Here is a 24,611-nt window from a genome sequence, read left to right as displayed (position 1 = left end):
AATAATAATAAGGAGGGAGTGCAGTCTTATGAGCATATCTGGAAATCAAACAGCCATTATAATGAAGGAAAAAATGAATGCCAAGTTTGCCAGAAAAGGCGTCTTCATAGGTCTTTTCAGCGGCTGTGCCTGGGGTTTGAACAGTGTACTCTTAGGGCTGGCTTTAAGTCTGGTGCCTGTCATGAGTGAAAATGCGGCTCTATTTGCTATCCCGCTGGCCGCAGCCTGTATTAATGATTCTTTGGCAGGCCTCTGGCTGCTCCTATATAACGTCGGAGCCGGGCGTTTAAAGGAAATCCTCCGCAGTCTTAAAACCTTTCCCGGGCTGATGGTTTGCGTAGCGGCTTTGTTCGGCGGACCTGTTGCTAATGGCGGATACCTGCTGGGAATCTCAATGGCAGGACCTGCTTATGCTTTAACAATAACCGCCTTATATCCGATTGTGGGCGCTCTGCTTTCTTGGATTTTCCTTAAGCAGCAAATTGTGCCCCGGGTTTGGGTGGGTATGCTTCTCTCGGTTACCGGTGCCATAGTTATATCCTATGTGCCGCCCGAAGGGGGGAACAGCGAAACCTTTTATCTTGGCCTGCTCTTCGCGGCGTTAGCTGCTTTGGGATGGGGGGCAGAAGCTGTCTTGGCCGTGTTCGGCATGTCCATGATTGACCCCAAAATTGCCATCAATATCCGTGAACTGACCTCCAGTCTTTTTCTGGCCATTTTCATTCTTCCATTCGTCGGCGGCTGGGCCGTGGTTTCCCAAGTTGTGACTCTGCCCGGAACCCTGGGGGCCTTTGCCATTGCTGCCTTAGTGGCTGGGACATCTTACCTGTCCTGGTATAGAGCCAACTCGACCATAGGAGTCGCCAAAGGGATGGCTCTGAATGGAACCTATGTCATGTGGGGAGTTATCTTCTCAGTCGTTTTCCTGAACTCGCCCCTTACCCGGAATTTGCTCATAGGCAGTGGCTTGGTACTAATTGGCGCTACCTTTGTAGCTATCAACCCCAAGGAATTTTTCAAAAAAGGCGGGGTGGCATAATCATGGCTGATACTTTACCCCTGCGCTTTAGGATACTGCATTATCTTTCCACGGTTGATAAAGCCTGCGCTGCTGAGATTATGCAGGCCCTGGAACCTGAGTATGGCACGGAACGACAGTTCACAAAAAAGGTTGTGATGTATCACCTGCTTAATATGAAAGCAAACGCCATCGTTGACGATAATGAAGTGGCACTTGGCCCTCAGGGAGAATTGATCATCTACTACTCGGTTAACGATCAAGGCAGGAGACTTCTTAAAAAATATCTGCCAAAACGTTGGAGTCAAAAATAAAGCTGGATGGGGACATTATGTGTGCAGAATCCAATACAGCGGCATGAGAGTCTACTACCCTGAAAAAAGACCCCAAAAACATTCAAACAATCCGCAGACCTTAAAGGAAGGCAGCTTCTCCCACAGGAGTGAACTCATCGCATGGAGAGGCGGTAAAAGCCCACAAGACGGTGCGGGGAAACGGAGCCACGGGTTCACATCAGGTATTACCCTGAGGTTTGGCGGAGTCCCGCACCGGTGAGTGGGCGAGCCTCGGAGTGCTGAGTAAATGGATGTGGGAGAAGCTGCCCGACCCAAGCGACCCCGTTTTCATCCTTTGCTGGTGCCACGGCAGGGAGCATGCAAGTCTATTCCATTAACGATCAAGGCAGGAGACTTCTTAAAAAATATCTGCCAAAACGTTGGAACCAAAAATAAAAGCTGGATGGGGACATTATGAGTACAGAAAGCGGCAGCATCTTAGAACGAAAAGCGAGAATCTTCAATGTCCAGAAATATTCCATCTATGATGGACCGGGCATACGCACATTAATCTTCTTCAAGGGGTGTCCTCTAAGATGCAAGTGGTGTTCGAATCCCGAGGGACTTGTAAGAAACTATCAGGTCATGTACAAAGAAGATTTGTGCGTTGACTGTGGTAACTGTCTTTCTGTCTGTCCCGTTCATATACATTATTTCCCGGATCAAGAAGAACAGCAGCAAAGGGATCTTACAAGATCCAGTCACAAAGTAAACAGAAGTCTGGACTGTATAGGTTGCCGAAAATGCGAAACCGTGTGTCCTAAACAAGCTATATCCATCGTTGGCTCCGATAAAACCATAACGGATGTCCTGGAAATCATCCAACAAGATACCCTTTTCTACCTTAGTTCAGGCGGGGGAGTCACTCTTGGGGGAGGGGAAGTTACAGCCCAGCCGGAATTCGCTGTCAACCTGCTGACGGAATGTCAGCGTTTAGGAATTCACACGGCCATAGAAACCAGCGGGTATGTAAAACTGGACTCCCTGCTTAGGATCGCTCAGTTTACCGATTTATTTCTGTATGACATTAAGCATATTGATCCTGAGCGGCATTATGAACTCACTGGTGTACCCAATGAACGTATTCTGGACAACCTGACCGAACTCATCCGGCGGGGGTTTGCGGTCAAGGTCAGAATGCCTCTCCTCAGGGGCTTAAACGCCAGTCAAGACACCCTTGGCAGAACTCTGGAGTTTCTGCAAACCTTTAAAGGTTATAAAAACTTTCAAGGCATCGATTTGCTTCCCTATCACAAATTAGGCATCAACAAATACAAGCAATTGGACATGAAGTACCCCATTGAAGAGGATTTAAGCTTCAGGGAAGACGAGTTAGATAAAATTGAAGAGTTTGTAAAGGGCTATAACTTAGCGGTCAAAGTTATTAAGCATTAGTGAACTCGTCTGACTAAAGATAATAATAGTGCGGAGGGATTTTATGAGCGTAGCCGATGAATTTGACAGAAAGCGAATAATCCAGGAATCTGTGCCTGGCAAACAAGTCACTCTGGCTCACATCATCGCTTCTCCCGCCCGGGACATCTATGAACGTCTGGGAATTGAAGAAACAGGAGCGCTGGGAATTTCAACCCTAACTCCGGGTGAGACAGCAATTATTGCTGCAGATATTGCCACCAAGACGTCTGATGTCGAGATCGGTTTTCTGGATCGCTTTACAGGGTCCCTGGTCATATCCGGTGATGTAGCCAGTGTTGAGGCAGCTATGATCGCTATTAATGAAACCTTGGAAAAATTGTTAGGCTTTACGCCGGCCAAGATTACACGCACATGAGAAAACGGATTATGGTCGTCGGACCCACCCAATCAGGAAAATCCACCTTGGCCAATGTCTTAAATGACTCCGTCAGACCTTTAAAAAAGACTCAGGATGTTGTTTATGGAAAGAATGCCATTGACACGCCAGGTTCTTATATTGAAAACACTTATACCTATAAATACCTGATAGCGACGGCACAAGCAGCGTCCCATGTACTCATATTAATTGATCAATCCAGACCCATTGAAGTCTATCCGCCTGCTTTTGCCAAATCCTTTAACTGTCCGGTCGTTGGAGTCATCACCAAGAGTGATTTAGCCCCCAATAATTCCGATGTGTGTATTCAGCAATTGAAAAAAGCCGGGGTTAGAGAACCTTATTTCAGGATTTCGTTGCAAGACAAAGCCGGTGTACGAGCCTTGAAAGACCATTTACTTGGAACGTCAAACCTCAAATAATGAAGTTTTCAGATAGGAAAAGGAGATTTCAAGAAGGGCAGGTGAGGCAATGAGATTCATCACGGAAATGGAATTGCGGGATTTATACAAAAGGGAACCCTTTGCAATCTATATACTGAGGGCAGATACAAAGATTACTCCGGGGGCCCGTCAGTTTCTTGTGGATAAACGAGTCAAGCTGGAACCGGATCGGTGTTGTGATGACAATCAATCCAACATCGAAGTACTGAACCAGGCACAAGCAGGAGCAAGCTGGGGCAGCCTGAGATTGCGGGCCGGAATGGAGTCAATTGAAGCACTATTTGTTTTGACTGCCGCTGAACTTTTAGATTCCGGAGAGGTTGTTTTGTCAGAAGAAGTTATGGCCCTGGGCAGATCCTTTCGCAACCTGCGAAATGCTGAACGGGAGCAGATCCCTCCAGACAATCTTCAATTTTGGGGATGGTCGGAAGAAGAAATCAGAGAACGATCGGATAATTTGGGAAACTATCTTGACATCAGCGAGTTTGATGGGGGATTGGAAAAGGGAAAAGGGATTGCTCGGTTGAACTACCTGCGCGCCTCCCTTCGAGGGGTCGAACCGGCCATCTTAGAGGCCTATTGGAACCGGGAGAAGCAAGTTTGCTCACGACAGGACCTGATTGATAAGGTCAATCTGATCATTAATATACTCTGCATGATGATGCGGAAGTGTCTGGGGGGTAAAGAATGGAAAGGGTAAATCCAGCTTTTCTATACTGCGATCAGCTTGTTCGTGATTTTGAGAAGGTTATTAAAACACCCATCTTGCATAAATCCTCGGTTTATTACACAGGCGTTGATTTGGGAACAGCCTATATTGTCCTGGCAGTTCTGGATGAGAATTATCAGCCGGTTGCCGGAGCCTATCGCTTGGCCAGTGTCGTCAAAGATGGGATGGTGGTGGACTATATCGGGGCAATACGCATCGTCAGAGAGTTAAAACAAGAACTTGAAGAAAAACTGGGTGCGGAACTGATCTATGCGGCAGCAGCGCTTCCCCCGGGAACCTTTACCCTTGACTCAGGAGCCATCAAACATGTAGTACAGGGGGCTGGTTTCGAAATCACCAACCTATTGGATGAACCGACAGCGGCCAATGCCGTACTTAAGATTAAAGACGGTGCGATTGTTGATATAGGCGGCGGTACTACGGGGACTGCCGTTCTGAAAGACGGCAAGGTCATCTATGTTGCCGATGAGCCGACAGGGGGTACTCACTTTTCTCTGGTTATTTCCGGTGCTTATAAAATGAGTTTTGAGGATGCGGATCAATATAAGCGTGATTTTAAAAACCATCGGGAATTAATACCCGTATTAAGACCGGTGATTGAAAAGGTCTCATCCATTATCAGCCGTCATATAGCTGAATACCCGGTCAACGAGATTTATTTGGTCGGCGGGACCTGTTGTCTGGATGGAATCGAGGATATTATCGCCAAACAAACCAACCTTCCCACTTATAAACCCAAGAACCCCATGTTTGTAACCCCTTTAGGTATTGCCCTTAACTGCACCCAGGAAATCCTTTAATCAGGAGTGACGTATAACATGGAGTATCGAATTATAAAATCCCCTTCCAGGGGGACTGTGGATATGCTCTTTCGGCGTAAAGGCTCCTCTTCAACAGTCTCTATTGAGAACTATGATGCGGTAGGTTTAGTTCAAGGGCGGTTAATTGATATGGTTTTTGCTGCGGATATTGCGGAAAAAGCGGCAGGGGTGGTTGTGGAAGACATTAAAGGTCAATGCCCCCAGAATATGATTATGATCGCTGTCTTCGGTGATACGGCATCAGTGGAAGCTGCTATCCAGGAAATAATCTATAAATTTAAAGAAGAGAAAACAGGTGAAATCCGATGATAGCTGCAAAAGTAATTGATAATATTTGGGCAACCAGAAAAGCGGATTCCCTTGTAGGGCTGAAATTCATGTTGGTAGAAATCCTGGGCGGTCTTGATGCCGGTCGTCTCATCATAGCCGCGGACACCATCAGTGCTGGCATAGGGGACCGAGTCCTGGTCAGTCTTGGCAGCTCGGCCCGCAAAATGATGGATCGGGAGGATGTACCCATTGATGCAGCCATTGTAGGCATTATTGACGAAGACTGCACATTTTAAAAAAACCGGAGGTGGGGAACGTTGGATCTGCTGAACTTAGTCAAGGAGGCAGGAGTGATTGGGGCAGGCGGAGCCGGATTTCCGACTCATGCTAAACTAACCTCTCAAGCCGAGTATATATTGCTTAATGGAGCTGAATGTGAACCCCTGCTTCGCGTGGACCAGCAATTGATGGAGCTGTTTCCTGATCAAATCATCAGAGGTTTGGAAGCGGCGGGAAGACAGGTTGAAGCCCGCAAAGCCATCATGGGTATCAAGGGCAAACATAAAAAGGTCATTGGCCTCATGCGGGAAAGAATTTCAGCTTTGGGACTTACAGATTATATGGAAGTGATGGAGCTTAGGGATATCTATCCCGCTGGGGACGAACAGGTTTTAGTTCATGAACTGACCCAACGAATTGTTCCGGAGGCAGCCATTCCTCTTAAAGTAGGGTGTGTGGTTATCAATTCGGAAACTGCCCTGAATATATGCAGGGCCATAGCCGGAAAGCCTGTCACAGAAACCTATATTACCGTAGCTGGAGATATTCCTCAGCGTATGACCCTTAAAGTACCCGTAGGCGTATCCATCCAAGAGGTCATCGGACAATGCGGAGTAGACAATCCGGATGATTATGCCGTGATCGATGGCGGCCCTATGATGGGTTCTGTCCTGAACCAGGTTAATGGGTATGTAACCAAAAAAAGCAAAGGCTATGTCCTGCTTAAAAAGGACCACTTTCTGATCCGGAAAAAATCCGTCAGCCTCGAGCGGGCCAGAGTCATCGGCAAGACTGCCTGTGAACAATGCCGCATGTGCACCGATCTGTGTCCCCGTTATCTCCTGGGGCACAATATGCAGCCCCATAAAGTCATGCGCGCTCTGAGCTACAATTTGGAGGATGTCAAGGACCAGCAAATCGCCCAATTGTGTTGCGAATGCAATGCCTGCGAATTATTTTCCTGCCCGGCTAATCTCCATCCCCGCTCGGTCAATAGCCTTTACAAACGTAAGCTGGCGGAACAAGGGATAAGATATCAGCCCCTGGAGATGGATTTCCAAGCGCGGCCGGCCAGAGACTACCGCCTGATTCCCAGTAAACGTCTCGTCATGAAACTTGGCTTATCAGCCTTCGATCAACCGGCCCCTATGACTCAGGTCGAGTTTCGCCCCGAATACATCCGGATTGCTCTGCAGCAGCACATTGGAGCGCCGGCAATCCCGGTGGTTGAGATCGGCGAGAAGGTGAAAGCCGGACAACTGATTGGCAAAATTCCGGACAACAGCCTTGGAGCCCCCGTTCACTCCAGTTTCGAAGGAACTGTGGCAGAGATTAAGGATCATTCTATTTTGATAAAGGTGGGTTCGTATGTATAGTGCAATAGGTATGATTGAGCTTACGAGTATTGCCCGGGGGATCCATGCGACAGACTTGATGCTTAAAACAGCCTACGTGGAAGTGGTCAGCGCAACCCCCGTCTGTCCCGGTAAATATATCGCCATCATCAAAGGAGATGTCGCCGCTGTAGAAAGCTCGATCAGCGTAGGGATTGAAACAGCAGGCGAATATCTGGTCGACAGCTTTATCCTCGCTAATGTTCATGAAGGCATTTTCCCAGCCATCACGGCCACAACCATGCCTGATGGAATCGGGGCCCTGGGAATTATGGAATGTTTTTCCCTGGCATCAATGATTATTTCAGCTGATGCGGTACTCAAAGCAGCGGATGTACAAGCTCTGGAACTGCGTTTAGGCAGTGGTTTGGGCGGCAAAGCCTACTTCACCTTCACCGGGGATGTCGGCGCTGTGGAAGCGGGTATTCAAGCCGGGAAAGCCATCGCTATGGAAAAAGGCTTGCTGGTTGATACAGAAGTAATTCCTTCACCATCGGACAGATTGTGGGCTTCGTTATTCTAACGTTGCAATAATCGACTTCTATACCTTAGAGGATTGAAAGGAGGTGCACCTTGAAAAAACTTGTTTCTGCAACCGAGGTAAAAGCAGCCGCAGAAAAAGGGCAAAAACGAATCTGCATCGACTGCAATACAATCATTACCATGGCGGCTAAAGACCTGGCCAGAGAGCTGGGTGTGGAATTTACAACAGACTCATCTGCTGAAGGAAGCCACATGGCTAAACCAAGCGGACTGCCGAAGAAAGAGAACCAGGAAAACGAGCTTGACCCGGAAATAATCCTTCAAGTGGTAAAAGCGGTATTGGGCAGCAGACGCCTGGCAAGTGTCCCTAACCCATCTCCTGAATCCCCCTTCCGTGCGGTTTATGGCGCAAAAACCGGACTGAAGATTGTACGCGGCAGGACTGTAAAATTCGAACCCTTTGATACAGGAGATCCCGGCACTGATGTAGCTTATCGTGAAGTGATCGGCAAAGATGATTCCAAAATGAGCGCAGGCTTTTTGACCATCGAAAAATCCAGCTTTGAGCGGGAATTATGCTGCGAAGAGATTGATATTATTCTCGAAGGAAGCCTGTCCATCACCATCGATGGTGAGACGTTTCATGCCCATCAGGGAGATGTCCTTTTTGTACCTAAGGGTTCTAAAGTAACCTGGAGTTCTTCGGATTATGTCAAATTCTTTTATGTCATGGCACAACAATAGGAGGGTAAACTATGCAGGCTCTTGGACTAATTGAGACCCGGGGACTCGTTCCTGCTATTGAATGTGCAGATGTCATGCTAAAAACCGCACAAGTAGAGCTCATGGGGAGGACCTTGACCGGTGCCGGCCTCGTTACAATTGCCATAACAGGCGATGTGGGAGCGGTTAAAGCTGCCGTGGAGGCAGGTGTAACTGCGGCTGCAAGGATGGGTTCCTCATTGGTTTCTCAGCATGTGATTCCCAGACCCCATCCTGCCCTTGAAAGCATGGTCTTTGAGAAAACAAGCGTTCTTTCAGACTCTGATCCGAACCCGAACCTGACCGATCCCTTAGGAAACTGTGACAAAGCTGCCGGAGAGGCAGAATCAGCCGAGATCATAAAAGAAGAATGTACTAAGTTGGAGCAAATAACGCTGAAGCGACTCTGCAAAGAGGAAGTCGATGCTCTCGTACAGGAAGTCGGCCTTGGCAAGAGCTTGAACCTCTTGCGATCCTTTTCCGTGGTAAAGCTTAGAAATCTGGCCAGAGACTACAAAGAACTTGGCTTCGCAGGGAGAGCCATTTCCAAAGCAAACAAAGACTTACTGATCCAGAAATTCAAGGGATATTACGAGCGGGAGATTGAGTAACTACGAACAATGTACCTGGAAACGATCGAGACAGTGGAGGAAGGGATAGTAACTTGGAAAACTTTGATTATGATTTACAATCCGTGCAAGAGACCAGAAATCTTGCCCGTCAGGCCAAGGTGGCTCAAACTCAGCTGGCTAAATTCAATGCCGAGCAGATTGATAAAATTATCCGTAATATGGTGAAAGCCGCGGAGGAGAATGCCGCTTCTCTGGCAAGATTGGCAGTGGAAGAAACAGGGTTTGGCAAAGTAGAGGATAAAATCTTTAAAAATCGTTTTGCTTCCACAGAACTCTATGAATTCATCAAACCCATGCAGACGATCGGAGTCGTCAAAAATGACAAGGTCAACAAACTAATGGAAATTGCCGAACCGGTAGGCGTGCTCATGGGGATTATTCCCTCAACCAATCCTACATCAACGGCCATCTACAAATCCATTATCGCCATTAAATCCCGGAACGGGATTGTGTTCTCCCCCCACCCTTCGGCCCTGAAGTGCACTTTGCAGGCAGCCAGACTGATGAACGATGCCGCCGTAGCTGCCGGTGCCCCGGCTAATATCATTGGCTGTATCTCAAAGCCTTCAATGAATGCCACCAATGAACTGATGAAATGCGACGAAGTGGCTATGATCATCGCCACAGGCGGCTCAGCCATGGTCAAGGCCGCTTATAGCGCAGGAAAACCGGCCTTGGGTGTCGGCCCGGGCAATGTTCCGGCCTATATTGAAAGATCCGCCGATATTAGGAAAGCGGTCAAGAATATCATTGCCAGTAAAACCTTTGACAATGGCACCATATGTGCTTCTGAGCAGTCCGTAATTGTTGAAGAATGCATTCGTGACCAGGTTATGGAAGAGTTCAGACGCCAGGGCGGATACTTCATGACCCCTGGGGAAACAAACCAAGTGGCCAAAAAGTTATTTGTCCGCGGTCATGCCATGAACGCAAAAATGGTGGGGAGATCAGCGGCTGTCATCTCAGACAGTGCCGGGATAACCATTCCTCCCGGAACAAAAGTCCTGTTGGGAGAACAACAGGGCGTGGGTGAAGAATATCCCCTGTCCTATGAAAAGCTGACGACGGTACTAGCCTTCTATACTGTCAACGATTGGCAGGAAGCCTGTGATCTGTGCATCAAACTTTTGCATAATGGCGGTGTCGGGCACAGCCTTTCCATTCATACAGAAAACCCTGAAATGGTCATGAAATTTGCCGAAAAACCTGTCTTCAGGATTTTAGTCAACACAGCCTCCAGCCAAGGGGGTGTGGGGGCAAGTACGGGACTGTCCCCGTCCTTTACCCTGGGCTGCGGTACTTGGGGCGGAAGCGCAACTTCCGATAATGTAACTCCCCTGCACTTGATTAATATCAAGCGTATAGCCTATGGAATCAAAGACGTTGCCGAAAACACGCCCTCTGTCTCTTCAGCCTGTGTGGGACAAAGCGGCAGCCCCAGCGCTGTCGGTGACGATGAGATTATGAGCGTGGTGAATGAAGTCCTTGCGCTGCTCAAACAAAGAGGTGGTAAATAACCGTGGGAAAGTATGATGATTTAGCAGCGCTTCTCTTGGAAGCAATTAGAGAAGGGGGGTATTTGCAAAAGGACGACCAATCCATACCCGTTGGCATATCCAACCGTCATATTCATCTTTCCCAAGCGGATTTGGAAACCTTGTTTGGTGCAGGATACCGATTGACAAAAGCCAAGGATTTATCCCAGCCCGGGCAATATGCCTGCAAGGAAACCCTGACCATAGCAGGGCCTAAAGGCGCTATTGAAAAAGTTCGCATTCTCGGACCGGTGCGAAGGGAATCCCAGGTAGAAATACTCCAGGCAGATTGCTTCAAACTTGGCATAACCGCGCCGGTGAAGTTGTCGGGAGATCTGCCGGGAACCCCGGGAATCACTCTCATTGGCCCCAAAGGAAGTGTCATACTTGGCAAAGGCCTCTTGATAGCGCAGCGCCATATTCATATGAGCCTGGAGGATGCCAAAAACTTTGGCGTAACCGATGGGGAACAAGTGACGATCCAAATAGATGGACTTCGGGGAGGAACTTACTCCAATGTCGTCATCAGAGCCAATAATACCTCGGTCCTGGAATTTCATATTGATACGGAAGAAGCGAATGCCATGCATCTCGCCTCAACTTCAAAAATAAAACTAGCAAACTAAAATTTTAGGAGGAAACAAAAATGAGTAGATCAGAAGCTTTAGGATTAATTGAAACCAAAGGTCTTGTAGGAGCAATAGAAGCGGCAGACGCCATGGTGAAAGCTGCCAACGTTCAGCTGATTGGCCGCGAATTCGTCGGCGGTGGTCTGGTGACCATTATGGTAAGAGGAGATGTTGGTGCTGTAAAAGCGGCCACCGATGCCGGAGCCGCTGCAGCTCAGCGTGTTGGAGAACTGATCTCCGTTCATGTCATTCCCCGTCCCCATGGTGACGTAGAAATGATTCTCCCCTCAGCTAAGAAAGAAGCATAATGCCCCCTTAAAAAGCTTACGGCAAAGGCCAAAATCTCTATGAGGTTTTGGCCTTTGTCTTTGTCTTAAATCCGGAACTAGTACATCCGCTTTACTCCGGTAACCTCTGCGCTCAAAGCGTCCAAGGCCACAAGGTCGTCAGCGTTAAGCTCTTTCAAGGATGCTTTGCCAAGAGCGCGCATGCCTTCTTCCATTTCTAAAACCATGGAGGTTATGGTGTTTACAACACTTGTGGCCGCTTGATCGATATCGAGTTTGCTCTTAGATGGAGAATCATAAAATACCAAAGTTGTTGGAGGTTCCCAGGGTATTACTTTACTAACTTGATTATGGGTCAGCGAAAAGAGGGGAACAGTTGCCATATAGATAGCATCCGCCCCTAAAGCAAGGGCTTTAAGACACTCCCCGGGAGTATAGAACCCACCGGCTATGATTAAACTCATCTGCTCACGGACCCCGTGTTTCTTTAAAAAGCGCACGGCTCTGATTAAGGCAAAGAGAGTGGGAATGCCAAAATCATCTTGTTTAACGGGAGTCGTCGCATGAGAGCCGCCTTGTGCGCCATCAATAATGACAGCGTCAAAACCTAAACGAATGGCGGCGTCTAAGTCTTCCTCCAGATGTCCGGTAGCCATAAGTTTTAAGGCGATGGGGACACCGTTTGATCGTTTACGCAGACTCTTCATGAAACCAGGCCAATCGCTTTGCTTTTGAATACCGGGCGGTGCCGGAAAGGCAATAGCCATTTCATCCGGGGCCAAGCCTGAAAGTTCTTGGGCCCGGCCTTCAAATTCGGCGGCCTCTATACTGACAGCCCCCATATCCGACCCTTGCCCCATCTGGACTTCCAACATGTTGGCAGAGTCAATTTGCTCCTGAGTTCTTGCCCCCCATGCCCAGCGTGATATTTGCAAGACATAGTTGCCCGCTTCCATGCGTTCTTCCGGCAAAAAAGGACCCTCTCCGGAACAAGTGGAAGTTTGCAGGGTTTTGGCTGCTCTAGCCAAAGCTTTTTTTGCTTCTTCGCTCAGAGCTATACCATAAGCCATAGCGCCGATCATAATGGGAATGTTGAGGGTCATCGGCTTTTTGGCTCTCGGACCGATTGTTACCTGCATGTTTATCTGAGCGTTTTCGGGTAAAGAAAGTCTTGTCATTAAGCGGGGAGAAAACATGAGGTTGTCAAAACCGGGAAACTTCTTAGGAGAACCGATAGGCCGTGTGACAATTTTTCCATTCTGCGAACGCAAACCAATTTCCAGGATGTTTAACACAGATATACGTTTTCCCGCCGGCCAAATTTCCATAAGGTTTTGGGTGTACTTATCCGAAAGCAATTTTCCCAGAAAATCTTTAATCTGTAGTCCAACAAGATAACGCAGAATTGGTTTAATGACAAGTATAAGTATTAAGAGCAATTGAAGTGCAAGCATCACTATCAAAAGAAACATCCAGAACGAACTCGTTATTGTAATCTGCATTGTTTGTCCTCATAGTTAAAGTTTCAGTTCAGGTTACCTATAGGACCGGGTTTCCTGCCAGGCTTTATAAATACGCCAGGAAAACAGCAGGTCGCCAAGCCCAAACATCACCCCGCCCAGCAATCGAATGATCAAATACGGTTTAAGAAGGGAATGCACTTCCATAAAGTCAACACCCAGGATTCTCCAGAGATAAGTCTGTATGGAACCGGCAATCAGCAGGGCAACGCCCATGGTGATCAGTCCGCCATTGAGCAAAAGTACTCCGATAACTCCGCCCCGGTACCCCTTGAGTGTGGGTTCACTGCCTTGGCTTAGAATGTAATAACACCCGGCTAAAACCGTGAAGCCTAAACTGCCGAATAAAGCCAAATGTGCGTGACCGGAGGTAAAATACGTTCCATGTGCATAAAGATTGACCCAGGGCAAGGTCATAAACAGGCCTAAAAGAGAGGCGCCGGTTATATGATGAAAGACACCGCTGAGTATCAGCCATAGGGTGAGCTTTTGCCGGTTGCTTCTAATTTTGACCGACTTAAGACCTTTATAGGTCATATGGGCCAGCATACCTACGGGAATGATCTCGACCAGGCTGACCAATGAACCAAGGACCAGCCAAAAAGCAGGGAAACCAATCCAATAATAATGATGTCCGGTACTATACAAGCCTCCAACGACCGCCAAAGCCGCTTCTAAATAAAGCCACTTTTCAATTTGTTTCCGGGAGGCCAGCCCCGAAACACTATAATAGGCGGCAATGAAACCAGCGGTGGTAAGCTCGAAGGCCATTTCTTCCCATAAGTGGACAACCCAAAACTTGGTGGCCTCATCGGCGATCGGGTTGCTGAAGGTTATGGCGTTTGGCAGCAAAAGCAGAAGGAGAAAGATAACTCCCACTGTCATTATCGCGGCAGCAGGGGTTATATTTTTTTTATCCATCAGCAATGTTCGGATAAGGTTGTAGGAGACCAGGGCCAGAGCCGAAGAGATACCGACATAAAAAACGGGCAGTCCTTCAAGATATTCCCGGCCGTTGCCAATCCCCAGGGCCAAGGTTCCAAAGATAGACAGGCTGAAAAACATAACCAGCCCAAACTGCCAGCGGACCAAACGGGGAGAATAGATTTCTCTGTTAAGTTCGGCAGTGATGAAAAAGTAAACCATGCCCAAGGTACCGATGAGAGGCCAAAGCACAGCTAAAGAAAGGTGAATTGCTCTGCCATACTCAAAGGGAATTGGAGAAGGAAAATCCGGTATCAGCAAATCCGATGCTCCTAGCAAAGCAACGATACTTTGCAAGGCAAATAAGCTGGCTGCCGTCAAACAATATCTTCGGCTGATCTTTTGAGCCATAAATTGCTGTTTTCGGCCTAGGGATTTATCAACTTTACCTGTAAAGGAAAAGCGCTTGAATAGCTTCATGAGTCCTCCTCCACATTTTTCGGCTGGGGAGGCCAACCTAAAGTCGGAATGGTGTGCACAAACTCCAGATAGTTTACTAAGTTATGGGCATCTTCTTCATTGAGGGACGGGTGATGAGTGTGTTTGTTAGGCCGCATTAGTGGCGGCTGAACAAGATAGTTGATAAGGTATGACGACTTAACCTTAGCAGTAATATGCGTTAAATCATCTCCTTCATACCCGCCATGTCCAAATAGAGTGTGGCAGCTTACACAATTGTTTCTTTGCCAGACGAGCTTGCCGGCCACAGCTGATTCAGGCATGGGGGATGGAAGTCTTGAGGATACCAGTGTAATCGCTACAAATAACACAAAAGATAGAGTTCCTAACAACAAAAAAGTTCGCAGCTTCAAGAGGATTCCTTCCAATTCTATCAGAATTATTATGGTAGTGTTTACCAAATCAATTAAACTATACGTTGTTTGGCAAAAAGAACTTTTTAGTTTTTATTGAGGAAGCAGGCAGGATTAAATTGAAAGATATAGAATAGTTTAGGATATTGTAAATCAAAGTGACGGGTTGGCGGATGAATAGGCCGTAATAGATTATAGAGAAAAGCATCGAAGAGGAGGGGGGAGATCTCAGAATTGTCGAGAAAGAAGAAACTGGTGATTTTAAGCGGTGCTCTATTGCTTAGTTTTTGCCTGATCTTATTGACCAAGCTGCCGGCACTTGGTCTGGATCGTCCTGAGTTTTGCGGCCAATGCCATGTCATGGATGAACAGGTCGGGACCTTTCTGCATTCTGCTCATAGCTTAGGAGCAAATTGCGGAGATTGTCATATTCCTCATAGTTTAGTTTCCGGTGCGATGTACAAGGCCTATACGGGAACCAAAGACGTCATTTCCGTACTCGCTGACAAAGACCCCTACGAAATCCGGATCAGCCCTATCGGCAGGAACATTGTTCAGGATAATTGTTTGCGCTGCCATGGGGACCTCCTTCAGACTGTTGGGGATACAAGTGAGGATGGAGGCAGGTATTGCTTTGATTGTCATCGCAGTACTCCTCATCAGAAATAAGCAAGGAGGGATAAATCTTGGATAACAAAACCTATTCCAGAAAGCATTTGGGGATTGCTGTAGTTACAACGACAATTTTGGCCGCGGTTATGTTTGCCGGAGCGTTTTTCTTTGTAACTCATAACCAGGAACCACGGAGAGAACAATTGGGGGAAATCGCTGCCAATGAAACCGACCCGGCTGTATGGGGGAACTATTACCCGCTGCATTATCAGACCTATCAAGAGAATTTTAACAACACGGAAAAGCCATCCCACTTTGAGACGAAGCCCTATATGAAACCGCTTTATGCCGGACTAGGTTTTGCGAATGAATTCAATGAGCCTAGGGGACATGTCTATACGCTGGAGGATATTCGAGAGATTGATCCTTCGAGATATAAGACGGGTGCCGCCTGCAATACCTGTAAATCATCCCAGATTCCGGGACTGATCGAGAAGTATGGTGATAAGTATTATACGATGTCCTTTGAAGAGATCAACTCTCAGTTGAAAGATCCAATTGCCTGTTTAAATTGTCACGATCCCAAAACCATGGAGCTGAAAATTACTCAACCGGCCTTAATCCAAGCCTTTGAACGGCAGGGAAAAGATATTACTAAGGCGACAAGGCAGGAAATGCGGTCCCTGGTTTGTGCCCAATGCCATGTGACCTATTATTTTAAACCTGAATCTAAAATCCTAACATTTCCTTGGGATAATGGAATTAAGGCTGATGAGATTCTAGCCTATTTTGATGAGGATAATTTTTCCGAATGGAAGCATCCTGATGCCGGTACAGGGTTGGTCAAGGTCAGACATGCAGAGTATGAAACTTTTATGGGCAGCACGCATCAGACTGCCGGCCTGGCTTGTGCCGATTGTCATATGCCCTATGTAAAAATCGGCAATACCAAAGTAAGCTCCCATAACTGGACAAGTCCCTTGAAGACGATTGATCAAAGTTGTGCGGTTTGTCACAGAGAAGGCAGTGAATGGCTCACGGCGAGAGTTAAAGATACCCAGGAAAAAACCAAAGAGGTTCAGGATCTCGCTGGTGAGGCAGTGGTACAGGCAATTAATGAGCTGAAAACGGCAGGTGAAACTCCAGGAGTTAATGCAGAGCTCCTTGCCCAGGCCCAAGAGATGCATCGCAAAGGGCAGTGGTATTTGGACTATGTCATGGTAACCAATGGTTATGGTTTTCATAACCCGGCAGAATCATTGAACAATTTAGGAAAAGCCATAGACTATGCACATCAAGCGAGACAACTGGCTAAGGACGCCAGAGTAAAAACAAGTGAATAAGTCATAAGATAATCAAGGGCGTAACGAAACTTTACTTTCGTTACGCCTTTTTAAAAGGATTTCTTTATCACTATTTATGGAAGGTTATGGGACCTGTCACCTCTGGTATTATAGTCGCAGAACGATTATAATCGGAGCAGGAGTGAGAGTTTTCTCAATAAGCAAACTCAAGAGGAGAGATTTTACTAGATGAAGTTAATATCATGGAACGTTAATGGAATTAGAGCTTGTGTAAAAAATGGCTTTATGGATTTCTTTCTGAAGGAAGATGCGGATATCTTTTGTCTCCAGGAAACAAAAATTCAAAAAGAACAGATTCCCTTTACTCTTGACGGCTATTATCAGTACTGGAATTTCGCTCAGAAAAAGGGCTACTCCGGGACAGCCATTTTCTCTAAGATTGAACCACTTAATATTGTCTATGGAATGGGTAAAGAAGAGCATGATAAGGAAGGAAGATTAATAACCTTAGAATTTGAGAAATTCTATGTAGTTACAGTATATGCCCCAAATTCTCAAAGAGGTCTGGCTAGATTAGACTACAGGATGAAGTGGGAGGACGATTTTCTGAACTATATTATAGGATTAGAAAAATGCAAACCTGTAATAGTTTGTGGAGATTTAAATGTGGCCCATAAAGAAATGGATCTTAAAAATCCAAGTACCAATAAAAAGAACGCAGGCTTTACTCCGGAAGAAAGAAGCAAATTTGATGAAGTAATTAACAAGGGCTTTGTTGATACATTTAGGTTCTTTTATCCGGATAAAACACAAGCCTATACCTGGTGGTCCTATATGTTCAATGCCAGAGCCAATAATGCTGGGTGGCGAATCGACTACTTTTGTGTTTCTGCAGAATTGAAAAGTCAGCTCAGAAATGCGGTAATATATCAGGATGTTTTGGGGTCGGATCATTGCCCGGTCGGGTTGGAGATAGACTGGAATCAAGAGGGGATGTCGCCTGAACAGTCTGAATAGGGCTGTTTTCTTTTAGGTATATCAGACTTCCATGCAGCTGCTGCGGCACCAGCAGAGGATGAAAATGCGAGTGTCCCGGGTCGGGCAGCTTCGTCCACATCCGTGCAAGATTAGTTAATTCGTGCGAAGACAGTGTCTTCGTACCGCAGCACTCCGAGGCTCGCCCACCCGCCGGTGCGGGACTACCTTCAGCGGATAAGTATTCTTTGGAGATAGCCGCTTCGGCGAAACTGTCCACCGGACACTTTCGTGCCAAACCTCCGGGTAATACCTGATGTGAACCCGTGGCTCTGTCTCCCCGCACCGTTTTGTGGGCTTTTACCGCCTCTCCATGCGATGGGTTCGCTTCTGTGGACGAAGCTGCCCTGCTTGAGGGTCTGGGAATTCTTCTGTATGTCTTTAGGGTCTTTTTGGAGCAGGGCATTCTTTTACTTGCTAATCCATATAGCGGTGATGCTTGTACCAAATTCCCAAACGTTTGGGAATTTGGTACAGAAACCTTGGCGTCAGCCAAGGTCTTCTAAGGCAGATTTGCAATCGATTGACAGGTAATAACAAAAGCTTTTCAATTTCTTAAGCAATAGTCTTAACACGCTAAAACTAAGCATGAAGCTATCTTAAAATAATTTTAAAAAACTTGGTTTTCCTAGCAGGAACTAGATAACACTTAGCGAATATATAATCCACGTTATACTTATAGTAGTTATTCTAAAAAAGTAATTTATCTAGGGAGGGGAGTTTATATTAGCAGCATAAGAGGAAAAATTGTATTGTATATTGGGGTGCTTTTGCTATTTGTTTGTGGAGGCTTAGGTGTAATTTCATATATAATGGCAGCCAAAGCGATAACCGCACAGGTTGAACAGGCACTCCCGCAGTTGGCAGGCCAAGGAGCAAAGGTTGTAACAGAAAGAATGAATGTCCTGTTAGGGGCTTTAGAAGTGGTAGCGAACAGGGATCGCATAAAAGACCTTAATAACCCTTGGGAGGATAAGAACGCAATTCTTCAAGATGAGACAACAAGAAGCGGACATACTTCGATGCTTATTGCTCTCCCGGATGGATCGGCAAAGATAACAACAGGAACGGAGCTTAATATTAAGGATAGGGATTATTTTCAGAAGGCTATCGCCGGTGAACGAGCGATATCTGAACCAATAATAAGCCGGGATGATGGTTCAATGATCATTGTTTATGCGGTCCCGATTAAACAAAATGGTGCCATAGTTGGTGTGCTGGCCGCTGTGAGGGATGGTAATAATTTAAGCCAGATAACCAACAGCATAAGGTTTGGAGAATCCGGAAAAGCATTCATGATCAATGGAATGGGTACAAAGGTTGCCCACTATAATGCAGATCTAGTGATGGAAATGGACAATGATTTAGAAAATGTTAAGCAAAACCCGGAACTTGTATCCTTAGCTGAATTGGAAAGGCAAATGACCGAGAGAAAAACCGGAGCGGGGGAATATAAGTATAATGGAGAGGCAAAATTTCTGGGCTATGCACCGGTAGAAGGGACTGACTGGTCCTTGGCGGTGGCAGCGCCCAAAGTTGAGGTTTTTGCCGAACTGCAGCATATGAAAATGTTAATACTGATTGCTTCCATACTATGTTTAGTGCTTAGTTTAGGAGTTGGGTACGTAATCGCGAAATTTATTTCAACGCCTATCGTGCTGGCCTCAGAACACCTAAAGATGGTTGCAACAGGGGATTTCACGAACGAAGTTTCCAAAAAGTATATGGAAACGAAGGATGAGATAGGGGTTCTGACAAAATCAATTGATATCATGCAGCAATCCGTCAAAGAAGTAGTAAAAGGAGTTATAGCGGAATCATATAACGTTACTGAGGCGGTGAAGACGACTGCGCAAAACATCAACGATTTAACCTACCAGATTGGGGAAGTGTCTGCAACCACAGAAGAACTGTCCGCAGGTATGGAAGAAACGGCTGCATCCAGTGAAGAGATGAGTGCAACAGCCACTGAAATCGAACGTGCGATTGAGTCCATTGCGCTAAAGGCGCAGCAAGGTGCAGAAGCAGCCGGTGAAATCAGCAGAAGAGCTAACGAACTAAAGCAAAACACTGTCTATTCCCAAAAGAGTGCCCGGAATGTCTATGTAACTACCCAGGATAAGCTGATCAAAGCAATAGAAGACTCTAAATCAGTGGATCAGATCAATGTACTCTCAGATGCCATATTGCAAATCACGTCTCAAACCAATCTTCTTGCCTTGAACGCTGCTATAGAGGCGGCAAGAGCTGGGGAAGCGGGAAAAGGTTTTGCTGTTGTTGCTGAAGAGATAAGAAAATTGGCCGAAAACTCAAAGGATGCCGTTAATCAGATACAGGAGATCACTAAAATTGTTGTTGCATCCGTCGGAAACCTGTCAGAAAGCTCAGCAAGTATTTTGGAATTCATAGACAAGCAGGTGCTTAAAGACTACGAAGCTATGGTCAGTATTGGAGAACAATACAATAGCGATGCGGAGTTTGTTGACAACCTTGTGACAGACTTCAGTGCCACTTCTGAGGAACTCACTGCTTCCATACAAGAGATGACGAAGGTCATAGAAGGGATTGCTGTAGCCGCTAATGAAGGTGCTGAAAGTACAACAAATATTGCTCAAAAAGCAACCATGGTCGTTGAGAAAACCGATGAGGTTATGAGGCAGGCAAATGTATCAAAAGAAAGTTCTGATCATCTTATTGAGATAGTATCTAAATTCAAAATTTAAAGGGATAACTTAGACAAACAGGCGAAGGATGATTAAAGTCCTCCGCCTGTTTGTTATCTCCTCTGGCTGCTTTTGTTAAGGCTTTATTAAGAAATAGTATTATGAGCTATTGAGAATAAAAGGAATTATAGTTTGTTTTAGCGAATAATAGATTAAAAACAGTGTCTTTCAGAATGAGGTGGAGATAGAATGTTTATCACTGACTATGAGATTGCTTTGAGACTGTTTTTAGCTTGTGTTTTCGGCGGGGTTGTAGGTTTTGAAAGAGAACGGAATGACAGTCCGGCCGGATTTAGGACTCACATCTTAGTCTCGTTAGGTTCTGCATTGATCATGATTTTATCCATGTATGGATTTAATGAATTTACCACACTTACCAAAGACCCTGCCCGTTTGGCGGCTCAAGTGGTTTCCGGCATTGGTTTTTTAGGAGCAGGGACTATCTTAAGAGATAAAACATCCGTTAAGGGATTAACAACGGCCGCTTCGTTATGGGTAGTGGCAGCGATTGGTTTAGCAGTGGGGGCAGGATTTTATTTTTCGTCATCGTTTGTTACTCTGTTGGTTTTTTTAACCTTGGAGCGTTCGGTGGAAACTTATTTTTTTAGAAATACTCAGACATTGATAGTTATCGCTATTAATGGAACCTGCAGAGTTAAAGAAATCAATCGGCTTCTGGATGCGCATAATATAGTTCCCCAGAACATTTCCGTGAAATTGTTAAAAGAGGAAGACAATCGAACTACCATTGAGTTTAGATTAAGAACTCCATTTCGCAAGATAAATATGGAACAGATTATTGATGATATTAATGAAATTGATGGAATATACTCAGCAGAACAAGCTGGTAACACTGATAAGCCGTTTTTTTCCTTCTTCACCCGTTTTTCCGGGCGTTTTAAAGGTCCAAATAAGCCTTCAATGTAATTCTAAGATTTCCGCCGTCGTTTCTATCGCCTAAGAAGTATCGTTCTGCGTTTTACGTAGGGACGATATTTTTTATGGAGTAAGCCCTATAATCAATGTGAAATCTTATTAGTCTGGCGTTCAACCATAAAATTCCCGAACCCCTTGCTATTGCTTGATTTCCTTAATAGAACCTAAATGTAGTCGAGACTTTCCGTGAGTTTAAACCCGCTTGGAGCAAGACTTTTTGGTCTGGAAATAAATGTTGATTGAACTCCGGATTAACTTAAAGATCTGCTTCGAAAAATGCAGGAATACTAATTGCCCACGTCGAAATATGTCAAGCTAGTATGGCGGCTGGGTCGAACTAAAGGGTTTGAACAAAGGAGGACAAACATGTTTGACGATAAGATGCTCATGAATTTACAAAGTACATTAAGTTCCAGTGGAATCCTCATCAGCTTTTCCGGCCGTTTTTCTCAAGGGATTATTGAGGAGCTTGGAGAGGCTATCATGAAGCACATGGAAGCAGAAGACCGACCTCGTAATGATATATATAATGTTTTTGCAATTTTTGTTGAAACGACACATAATATTAAAAAATATGCCCTATCCAAGGAAGGGAGCAAATTTTACGATCCTATCTACAATTCTGGAATTGTAACGATTGGCAGAAATAACGAAGGCTATTATATTTGCGCAGGAAACTTAATCGAGAAAGCAGATGCTGACAGGTTGGCGGCTCAGCTGGACTCCTTGATCCACTTAGATAAGGATCAACTAAAGAAGCGGTATAAAGAACAAATGAAGAAAGCGCTCCCTCCCGACAGTAAGGGGGCAGGACTTGGTCTTATTGATATAGCCAGAAAGTGCAGCAAACCTATGAGTTATTCCATGCGAAGCATACAGGATTTATCCTTCTTTACCCTAACGGTGACGGTATAAAACGAGGTGAATGAAATGGAAAAGTTATTTTTTGAATCGACAAAAGCCACCCCTTTAATCGATTTTGATGCGGATAAAAGATTCCTTATCTTAAAAGGGCAATCTTACCCTGAGAATGCCTTTAAGTTTTATGATCCGGTTCTTAATTGGATGGAAGGCTATTTAGCGACAGGTCCCAGTGAAATACGGTTTGAGGTAAGGCTCAGCTATGTGAATACAAGCAGTTCCAAATGTATGATGATGCTTCTGGAAAATCTTGAGGAAGCCTTCAAACGGGGTGTTAGTATTCAACTTAGCTGGTACTGTGATATGGAAAATGAAAGTGAAGTGGAATGTGCCGAGGAATTTAAGGAGGACATATCCTTTCCATTTGAGATTATCCCGGAAATAGTCAGGGACTAATTTAGAGGCTATTTAACAAGCGCTGAGGATAATTGCCTGGTTAGGAACGGGGGATGGGGCAGGAGTCAATGGATAATATCAAGAAAACTGACCTGTATGACAAGAGGACTATATGGGTAATTTTGCTGGCCTGCCTTAGTATTGCGATTGCAATGCTTTTGACAGGCTCTTTAAGCTATAACATCACTAAGAAGGCGGTTATTGAAAAGCTTAAAACTAAGGATTTATTTTTTATCGTTCAATCTGCGGCCAGCAAAATTGACGGAAGGATAGCAAGGGCCAAAGAAACCTCTTTGATCATGGCCCGGGATCCTTTCTTAATGGAATGGGTTTCCGGAGGAGAACGTGATCTTCATGCTCAAAAATTAGCGGTGGAAAAATTGAATAAGATTGCCACTGAATACGACTACAGCAACACCTTTTTGGCCAGTACCAGCACGTATAATTATTGGACGGAAAGTGAAGTGGTAGGTAAGCTTTCCGAAGCGAACCCGCAGGATGGGTGGTTTTTTCATACGATTCAATCGAAAACTCCAATCGCAGTGGTTATTGAGTACAATAAAGAACGGAAGAATACCTTTGTTTTTGTCGATGCCTTAATGGGTGATCCTGAAAAACCACTGGGGGTAACAGGGGTTGGCTTGGATCTCAAGGATATTTCCGACGAGTTCTCATCGTATAAATCTGGGCAGATCGGAACTATCTGGCTGGTAGATCAGTCAGGTAAAATTCACCTGGCGGCAGATTTAGAGGACCGTGGTAAGCTGCTGGGCGACTTATTGCCTTCAGACATTTGTAAAATGGTTTTAAGCAGAGACAGCCAAAGCCAAGGTATAGACGGACCAAAGGTTTTAGAGTATAAGAACGTTGACGGTGAACTTATTGACTTAGTTCATCAGAGCCTGCAGTCTACGGACTGGGAGTTAGTCATACAAGTTCCGAGAAAAGAAACCATCGGGTTTTTGACGTCGATTATGACGAATACTATTTTATCCGCTTTATTGGCCCTTGTTTTAGTCACCCTTGTTTTTTATCTGATCTCGACCCGAATCGCCAATCCTTTAAAACGGGCCATTCAGTTAAGCGATGAACTGGAACGAAAGGTCAATGAACGTACTCAAGAGCTTAAGGAACAAAACATCAAGATAATAGACAGTATAGACTACGCTAAGAAAGTTCAAGAAACGATCATTGCCTCAGACCAAGAGATGCGTGAAGCGTTTAAGGATTGCTTCGTTCTGTGGCAGCCAAGAGATATTGTGGGCGGAGACTTTTATTGGCTGAGAACCATCAATCATAAAGTTATTCTGGCAGTGGCGGACTGCACCGGACATGGGGTGCCGGGCGCTTTAATGACCATGGCTGCGGCTCCTATACTTAACCATATTGTTCAGGAAGGATTTAATACCAGCCCCGGAGAGATTATCAAAGAACTGAATCTTAGAATGAAGTCGGCCATGAATAAGCAAGCGTCCCGAATTACGGACGATGGATTAGATATAGGGATATGCGTGATTGAACAAAATCGCTTAGTGTTTGCCGGAGCTAAAATTGATCTTTATCATAAAAACCAGGAAAGGATTCTTAGGATTAAGGGAGAGCGCCAGAGTGTTGGCTACCTGACATCAGATGATAAACGATTTCAGGATACAACGATTGAGCTGGGTAAGGATGATTTCTTCTATATAACGACTGATGGATTTCTCGATCAGAACGGAGGACCTAAGAATCATTCCCTGGGCCGCGGGCGTTTTATTTCCCTGATAGAGGAAAGCAGTAACCTTAACTGTCAAGAACAAAGCAGCTTTTTTAATCAGGCTTTAATTCAGTACCGGCAGGAAGAGCCTCAGCGGGATGATATTACGGTTATCGGCTTTAGGGTTAGATAGCTTAAAATGTAAGGGTGTCATAATGAGTTAAAACGAGAAAGGACTTTC

Annotated in this window: 28 protein-coding genes; 25 read left to right on the top strand and 3 right to left on the bottom strand. The window is 45.5% G+C overall.

The genetic code is table 11. From position 1 onward, the window contains the following. Window positions 1-28: 28 nt before the first annotated feature. The 16 genes from DESYODRAFT_RS24850 (at window position 29) to eutM (ending at window position 11,452) form a co-directional block, all read left to right on the top strand. Window positions 29-1,039, top strand: coding sequence for a DMT family transporter (locus tag DESYODRAFT_RS24850; protein ID WP_007787278.1), 1,011 nt, complete (start codon window positions 29-31; stop codon window positions 1,037-1,039). A gap of 2 nt (window positions 1,040-1,041) precedes the next feature. After that, entirely contained in the window at window positions 1,042-1,332 is a 291-nt protein-coding gene (locus tag DESYODRAFT_RS24845; protein ID WP_007787276.1) for a helix-turn-helix domain-containing protein, read from the top strand. A 435-nt stretch (window positions 1,333-1,767) separates the two neighbouring features. Next, window positions 1,768-2,748 (top strand): choline TMA-lyase-activating enzyme, encoded by a 981-nt coding sequence (cutD, locus tag DESYODRAFT_RS24840; protein ID WP_007787274.1) that lies wholly within the window; start codon window positions 1,768-1,770, stop codon window positions 2,746-2,748. Window positions 2,749-2,791: 43 nt separating this feature from the next. Next, on the top strand, window positions 2,792-3,145 hold the full coding sequence (gene eutS, locus DESYODRAFT_RS24835; RefSeq protein WP_007787273.1) for an ethanolamine utilization microcompartment protein EutS: 354 nt from the start codon (window positions 2,792-2,794) through the stop codon (window positions 3,143-3,145). Next, window positions 3,142-3,588, top strand: a complete 447-nt coding sequence (locus DESYODRAFT_RS24830) for a EutP/PduV family microcompartment system protein (RefSeq protein WP_007787271.1) — start codon at window positions 3,142-3,144, stop codon at window positions 3,586-3,588. Before eutS ends, DESYODRAFT_RS24830 begins: the two co-directional genes overlap by 4 nt. Before the next feature lie 49 nt (window positions 3,589-3,637). Continuing rightward, on the top strand, window positions 3,638-4,309 hold the full coding sequence (locus DESYODRAFT_RS24825) for a hypothetical protein (RefSeq protein WP_007787270.1): 672 nt from the start codon (window positions 3,638-3,640) through the stop codon (window positions 4,307-4,309). Then, on the top strand, window positions 4,297-5,139 hold the full coding sequence (gene eutJ / locus DESYODRAFT_RS24820; RefSeq protein WP_007787269.1) for an ethanolamine utilization protein EutJ: 843 nt from the start codon (window positions 4,297-4,299) through the stop codon (window positions 5,137-5,139). Before DESYODRAFT_RS24825 ends, eutJ begins: the two co-directional genes overlap by 13 nt. 18 nt (window positions 5,140-5,157) lie before the next feature. After that, window positions 5,158-5,469, top strand: a complete 312-nt coding sequence (locus tag DESYODRAFT_RS24815; RefSeq protein ID WP_007787268.1) for a BMC domain-containing protein — start codon at window positions 5,158-5,160, stop codon at window positions 5,467-5,469. Continuing rightward, window positions 5,466-5,726: a EutN/CcmL family microcompartment protein gene (locus DESYODRAFT_RS24810; protein ID WP_007787266.1), complete on the top strand. Its 261-nt coding sequence runs from the start codon at window positions 5,466-5,468 to the stop codon at window positions 5,724-5,726. Before DESYODRAFT_RS24815 ends, DESYODRAFT_RS24810 begins: the two co-directional genes overlap by 4 nt. Window positions 5,727-5,747: 21 nt before the next feature. Continuing rightward, a complete protein-coding gene (locus tag DESYODRAFT_RS24805) occupies window positions 5,748-7,085 on the top strand; it encodes a 4Fe-4S dicluster domain-containing protein (protein ID WP_007787265.1) in 1,338 nt (445 codons plus the stop codon). Further along, window positions 7,078-7,626 (top strand): BMC domain-containing protein, encoded by a 549-nt coding sequence (locus DESYODRAFT_RS24800; RefSeq protein WP_007787264.1) that lies wholly within the window; start codon window positions 7,078-7,080, stop codon window positions 7,624-7,626. Before DESYODRAFT_RS24805 ends, DESYODRAFT_RS24800 begins: the two co-directional genes overlap by 8 nt. Before the next feature lie 50 nt (window positions 7,627-7,676). Next, the gene (locus DESYODRAFT_RS24795) at window positions 7,677-8,330 is read left to right on the top strand and encodes a cupin domain-containing protein (RefSeq protein ID WP_007787263.1); all 654 of its coding nucleotides are present in this window, start codon (window positions 7,677-7,679) and stop codon (window positions 8,328-8,330) included. A gap of 11 nt (window positions 8,331-8,341) precedes the next feature. Next, complete coding sequence (locus DESYODRAFT_RS24790; protein ID WP_007787262.1) at window positions 8,342-8,959, top strand: BMC domain-containing protein; 618 nt, start codon at window positions 8,342-8,344, stop codon at window positions 8,957-8,959. 53 nt (window positions 8,960-9,012) lie between these two features. After that, entirely contained in the window at window positions 9,013-10,497 is a 1,485-nt protein-coding gene (locus tag DESYODRAFT_RS24785) for an acetaldehyde dehydrogenase (acetylating) (RefSeq protein ID WP_007787261.1), read from the top strand. Window positions 10,498-10,499: 2 nt separating this feature from the next. Continuing rightward, complete coding sequence (locus DESYODRAFT_RS24780) at window positions 10,500-11,141, top strand: phosphate propanoyltransferase (protein WP_007787260.1); 642 nt, start codon at window positions 10,500-10,502, stop codon at window positions 11,139-11,141. A 20-nt stretch (window positions 11,142-11,161) separates the two neighbouring features. Next, window positions 11,162-11,452 (top strand): ethanolamine utilization microcompartment protein EutM, encoded by a 291-nt coding sequence (gene eutM, locus DESYODRAFT_RS24775; protein ID WP_007787259.1) that lies wholly within the window; start codon window positions 11,162-11,164, stop codon window positions 11,450-11,452. Window positions 11,453-11,529: 77 nt separating this feature from the next. On the opposite strand, the gene DESYODRAFT_RS24770 is transcribed toward eutM, so the two are convergent. The 3 genes from DESYODRAFT_RS24770 to DESYODRAFT_RS24760 are packed head-to-tail and all read right to left on the bottom strand — an operon-like array spanning window position 11,530 to window position 14,747. Further along, a complete protein-coding gene (locus DESYODRAFT_RS24770; RefSeq protein WP_007787258.1) occupies window positions 11,530-12,933 on the bottom strand; it encodes an FMN-binding glutamate synthase family protein in 1,404 nt (467 codons plus the stop codon). Window positions 12,934-12,966: 33 nt separating this feature from the next. Then, complete coding sequence (locus DESYODRAFT_RS24765; protein WP_007787257.1) at window positions 12,967-14,355, bottom strand: cbb3-type cytochrome c oxidase subunit I; 1,389 nt, start codon at window positions 14,353-14,355, stop codon at window positions 12,967-12,969. Beyond that, window positions 14,352-14,747, bottom strand: coding sequence for a c-type cytochrome (locus DESYODRAFT_RS24760; RefSeq protein WP_007787256.1), 396 nt, complete (start codon window positions 14,745-14,747; stop codon window positions 14,352-14,354). The genes DESYODRAFT_RS24765 and DESYODRAFT_RS24760 overlap by 4 nt, the downstream gene beginning before the upstream one ends. A 234-nt stretch (window positions 14,748-14,981) precedes the next feature. Between DESYODRAFT_RS24760 and DESYODRAFT_RS24755 the strand changes: the two genes are divergently transcribed. From DESYODRAFT_RS24755 to DESYODRAFT_RS24720, 9 genes are all read left to right on the top strand, one after another. Continuing rightward, window positions 14,982-15,416 carry a NapC/NirT family cytochrome c gene (locus DESYODRAFT_RS24755; protein ID WP_007787254.1) on the top strand — a complete coding sequence of 145 codons (435 nt, stop codon included), beginning with the start codon at window positions 14,982-14,984 and terminating at the stop codon, window positions 15,414-15,416. Window positions 15,417-15,433: 17 nt separating this feature from the next. Then, window positions 15,434-16,702 (top strand): ammonia-forming cytochrome c nitrite reductase subunit c552, encoded by a 1,269-nt coding sequence (locus DESYODRAFT_RS24750; protein WP_007787252.1) that lies wholly within the window; start codon window positions 15,434-15,436, stop codon window positions 16,700-16,702. 189 nt (window positions 16,703-16,891) lie between these two features. Continuing rightward, window positions 16,892-17,680 (top strand): exodeoxyribonuclease III, encoded by a 789-nt coding sequence (locus tag DESYODRAFT_RS24745; RefSeq protein WP_007787251.1) that lies wholly within the window; start codon window positions 16,892-16,894, stop codon window positions 17,678-17,680. 350 nt (window positions 17,681-18,030) lie between these two features. After that, on the top strand, window positions 18,031-18,204 hold the full coding sequence (locus DESYODRAFT_RS28505; protein ID WP_157137245.1) for a hypothetical protein: 174 nt from the start codon (window positions 18,031-18,033) through the stop codon (window positions 18,202-18,204). A 306-nt stretch (window positions 18,205-18,510) separates the two neighbouring features. Further along, the gene (locus DESYODRAFT_RS24740; protein ID WP_083842270.1) at window positions 18,511-20,421 is read left to right on the top strand and encodes a methyl-accepting chemotaxis protein; all 1,911 of its coding nucleotides are present in this window, start codon (window positions 18,511-18,513) and stop codon (window positions 20,419-20,421) included. Between the two features lie 189 nt (window positions 20,422-20,610). Then, window positions 20,611-21,348, top strand: a complete 738-nt coding sequence (locus DESYODRAFT_RS24735; protein WP_007787249.1) for an MgtC/SapB family protein — start codon at window positions 20,611-20,613, stop codon at window positions 21,346-21,348. A 375-nt stretch (window positions 21,349-21,723) separates the two neighbouring features. Further along, entirely contained in the window at window positions 21,724-22,272 is a 549-nt protein-coding gene (locus tag DESYODRAFT_RS24730; RefSeq protein ID WP_007787248.1) for a SiaB family protein kinase, read from the top strand. A gap of 15 nt (window positions 22,273-22,287) precedes the next feature. Beyond that, window positions 22,288-22,674: a DUF1987 domain-containing protein gene (locus DESYODRAFT_RS24725; RefSeq protein ID WP_007787247.1), complete on the top strand. Its 387-nt coding sequence runs from the start codon at window positions 22,288-22,290 to the stop codon at window positions 22,672-22,674. Window positions 22,675-22,742: 68 nt separating this feature from the next. Then, entirely contained in the window at window positions 22,743-24,563 is a 1,821-nt protein-coding gene (locus DESYODRAFT_RS24720) for a SpoIIE family protein phosphatase (protein ID WP_042339123.1), read from the top strand. The last annotated feature ends 48 nt before the right edge of the window (window positions 24,564-24,611 follow it).

The organism is Desulfosporosinus youngiae DSM 17734, from assembly GCF_000244895.1.
Lineage (GTDB): Bacteria > Bacillota > Desulfitobacteriia > Desulfitobacteriales > Desulfitobacteriaceae > Desulfosporosinus > Desulfosporosinus youngiae.
Note: the sequence above shows the minus strand (reverse complement) of the source record. Positions and strands in the feature narration are given on the sequence as shown.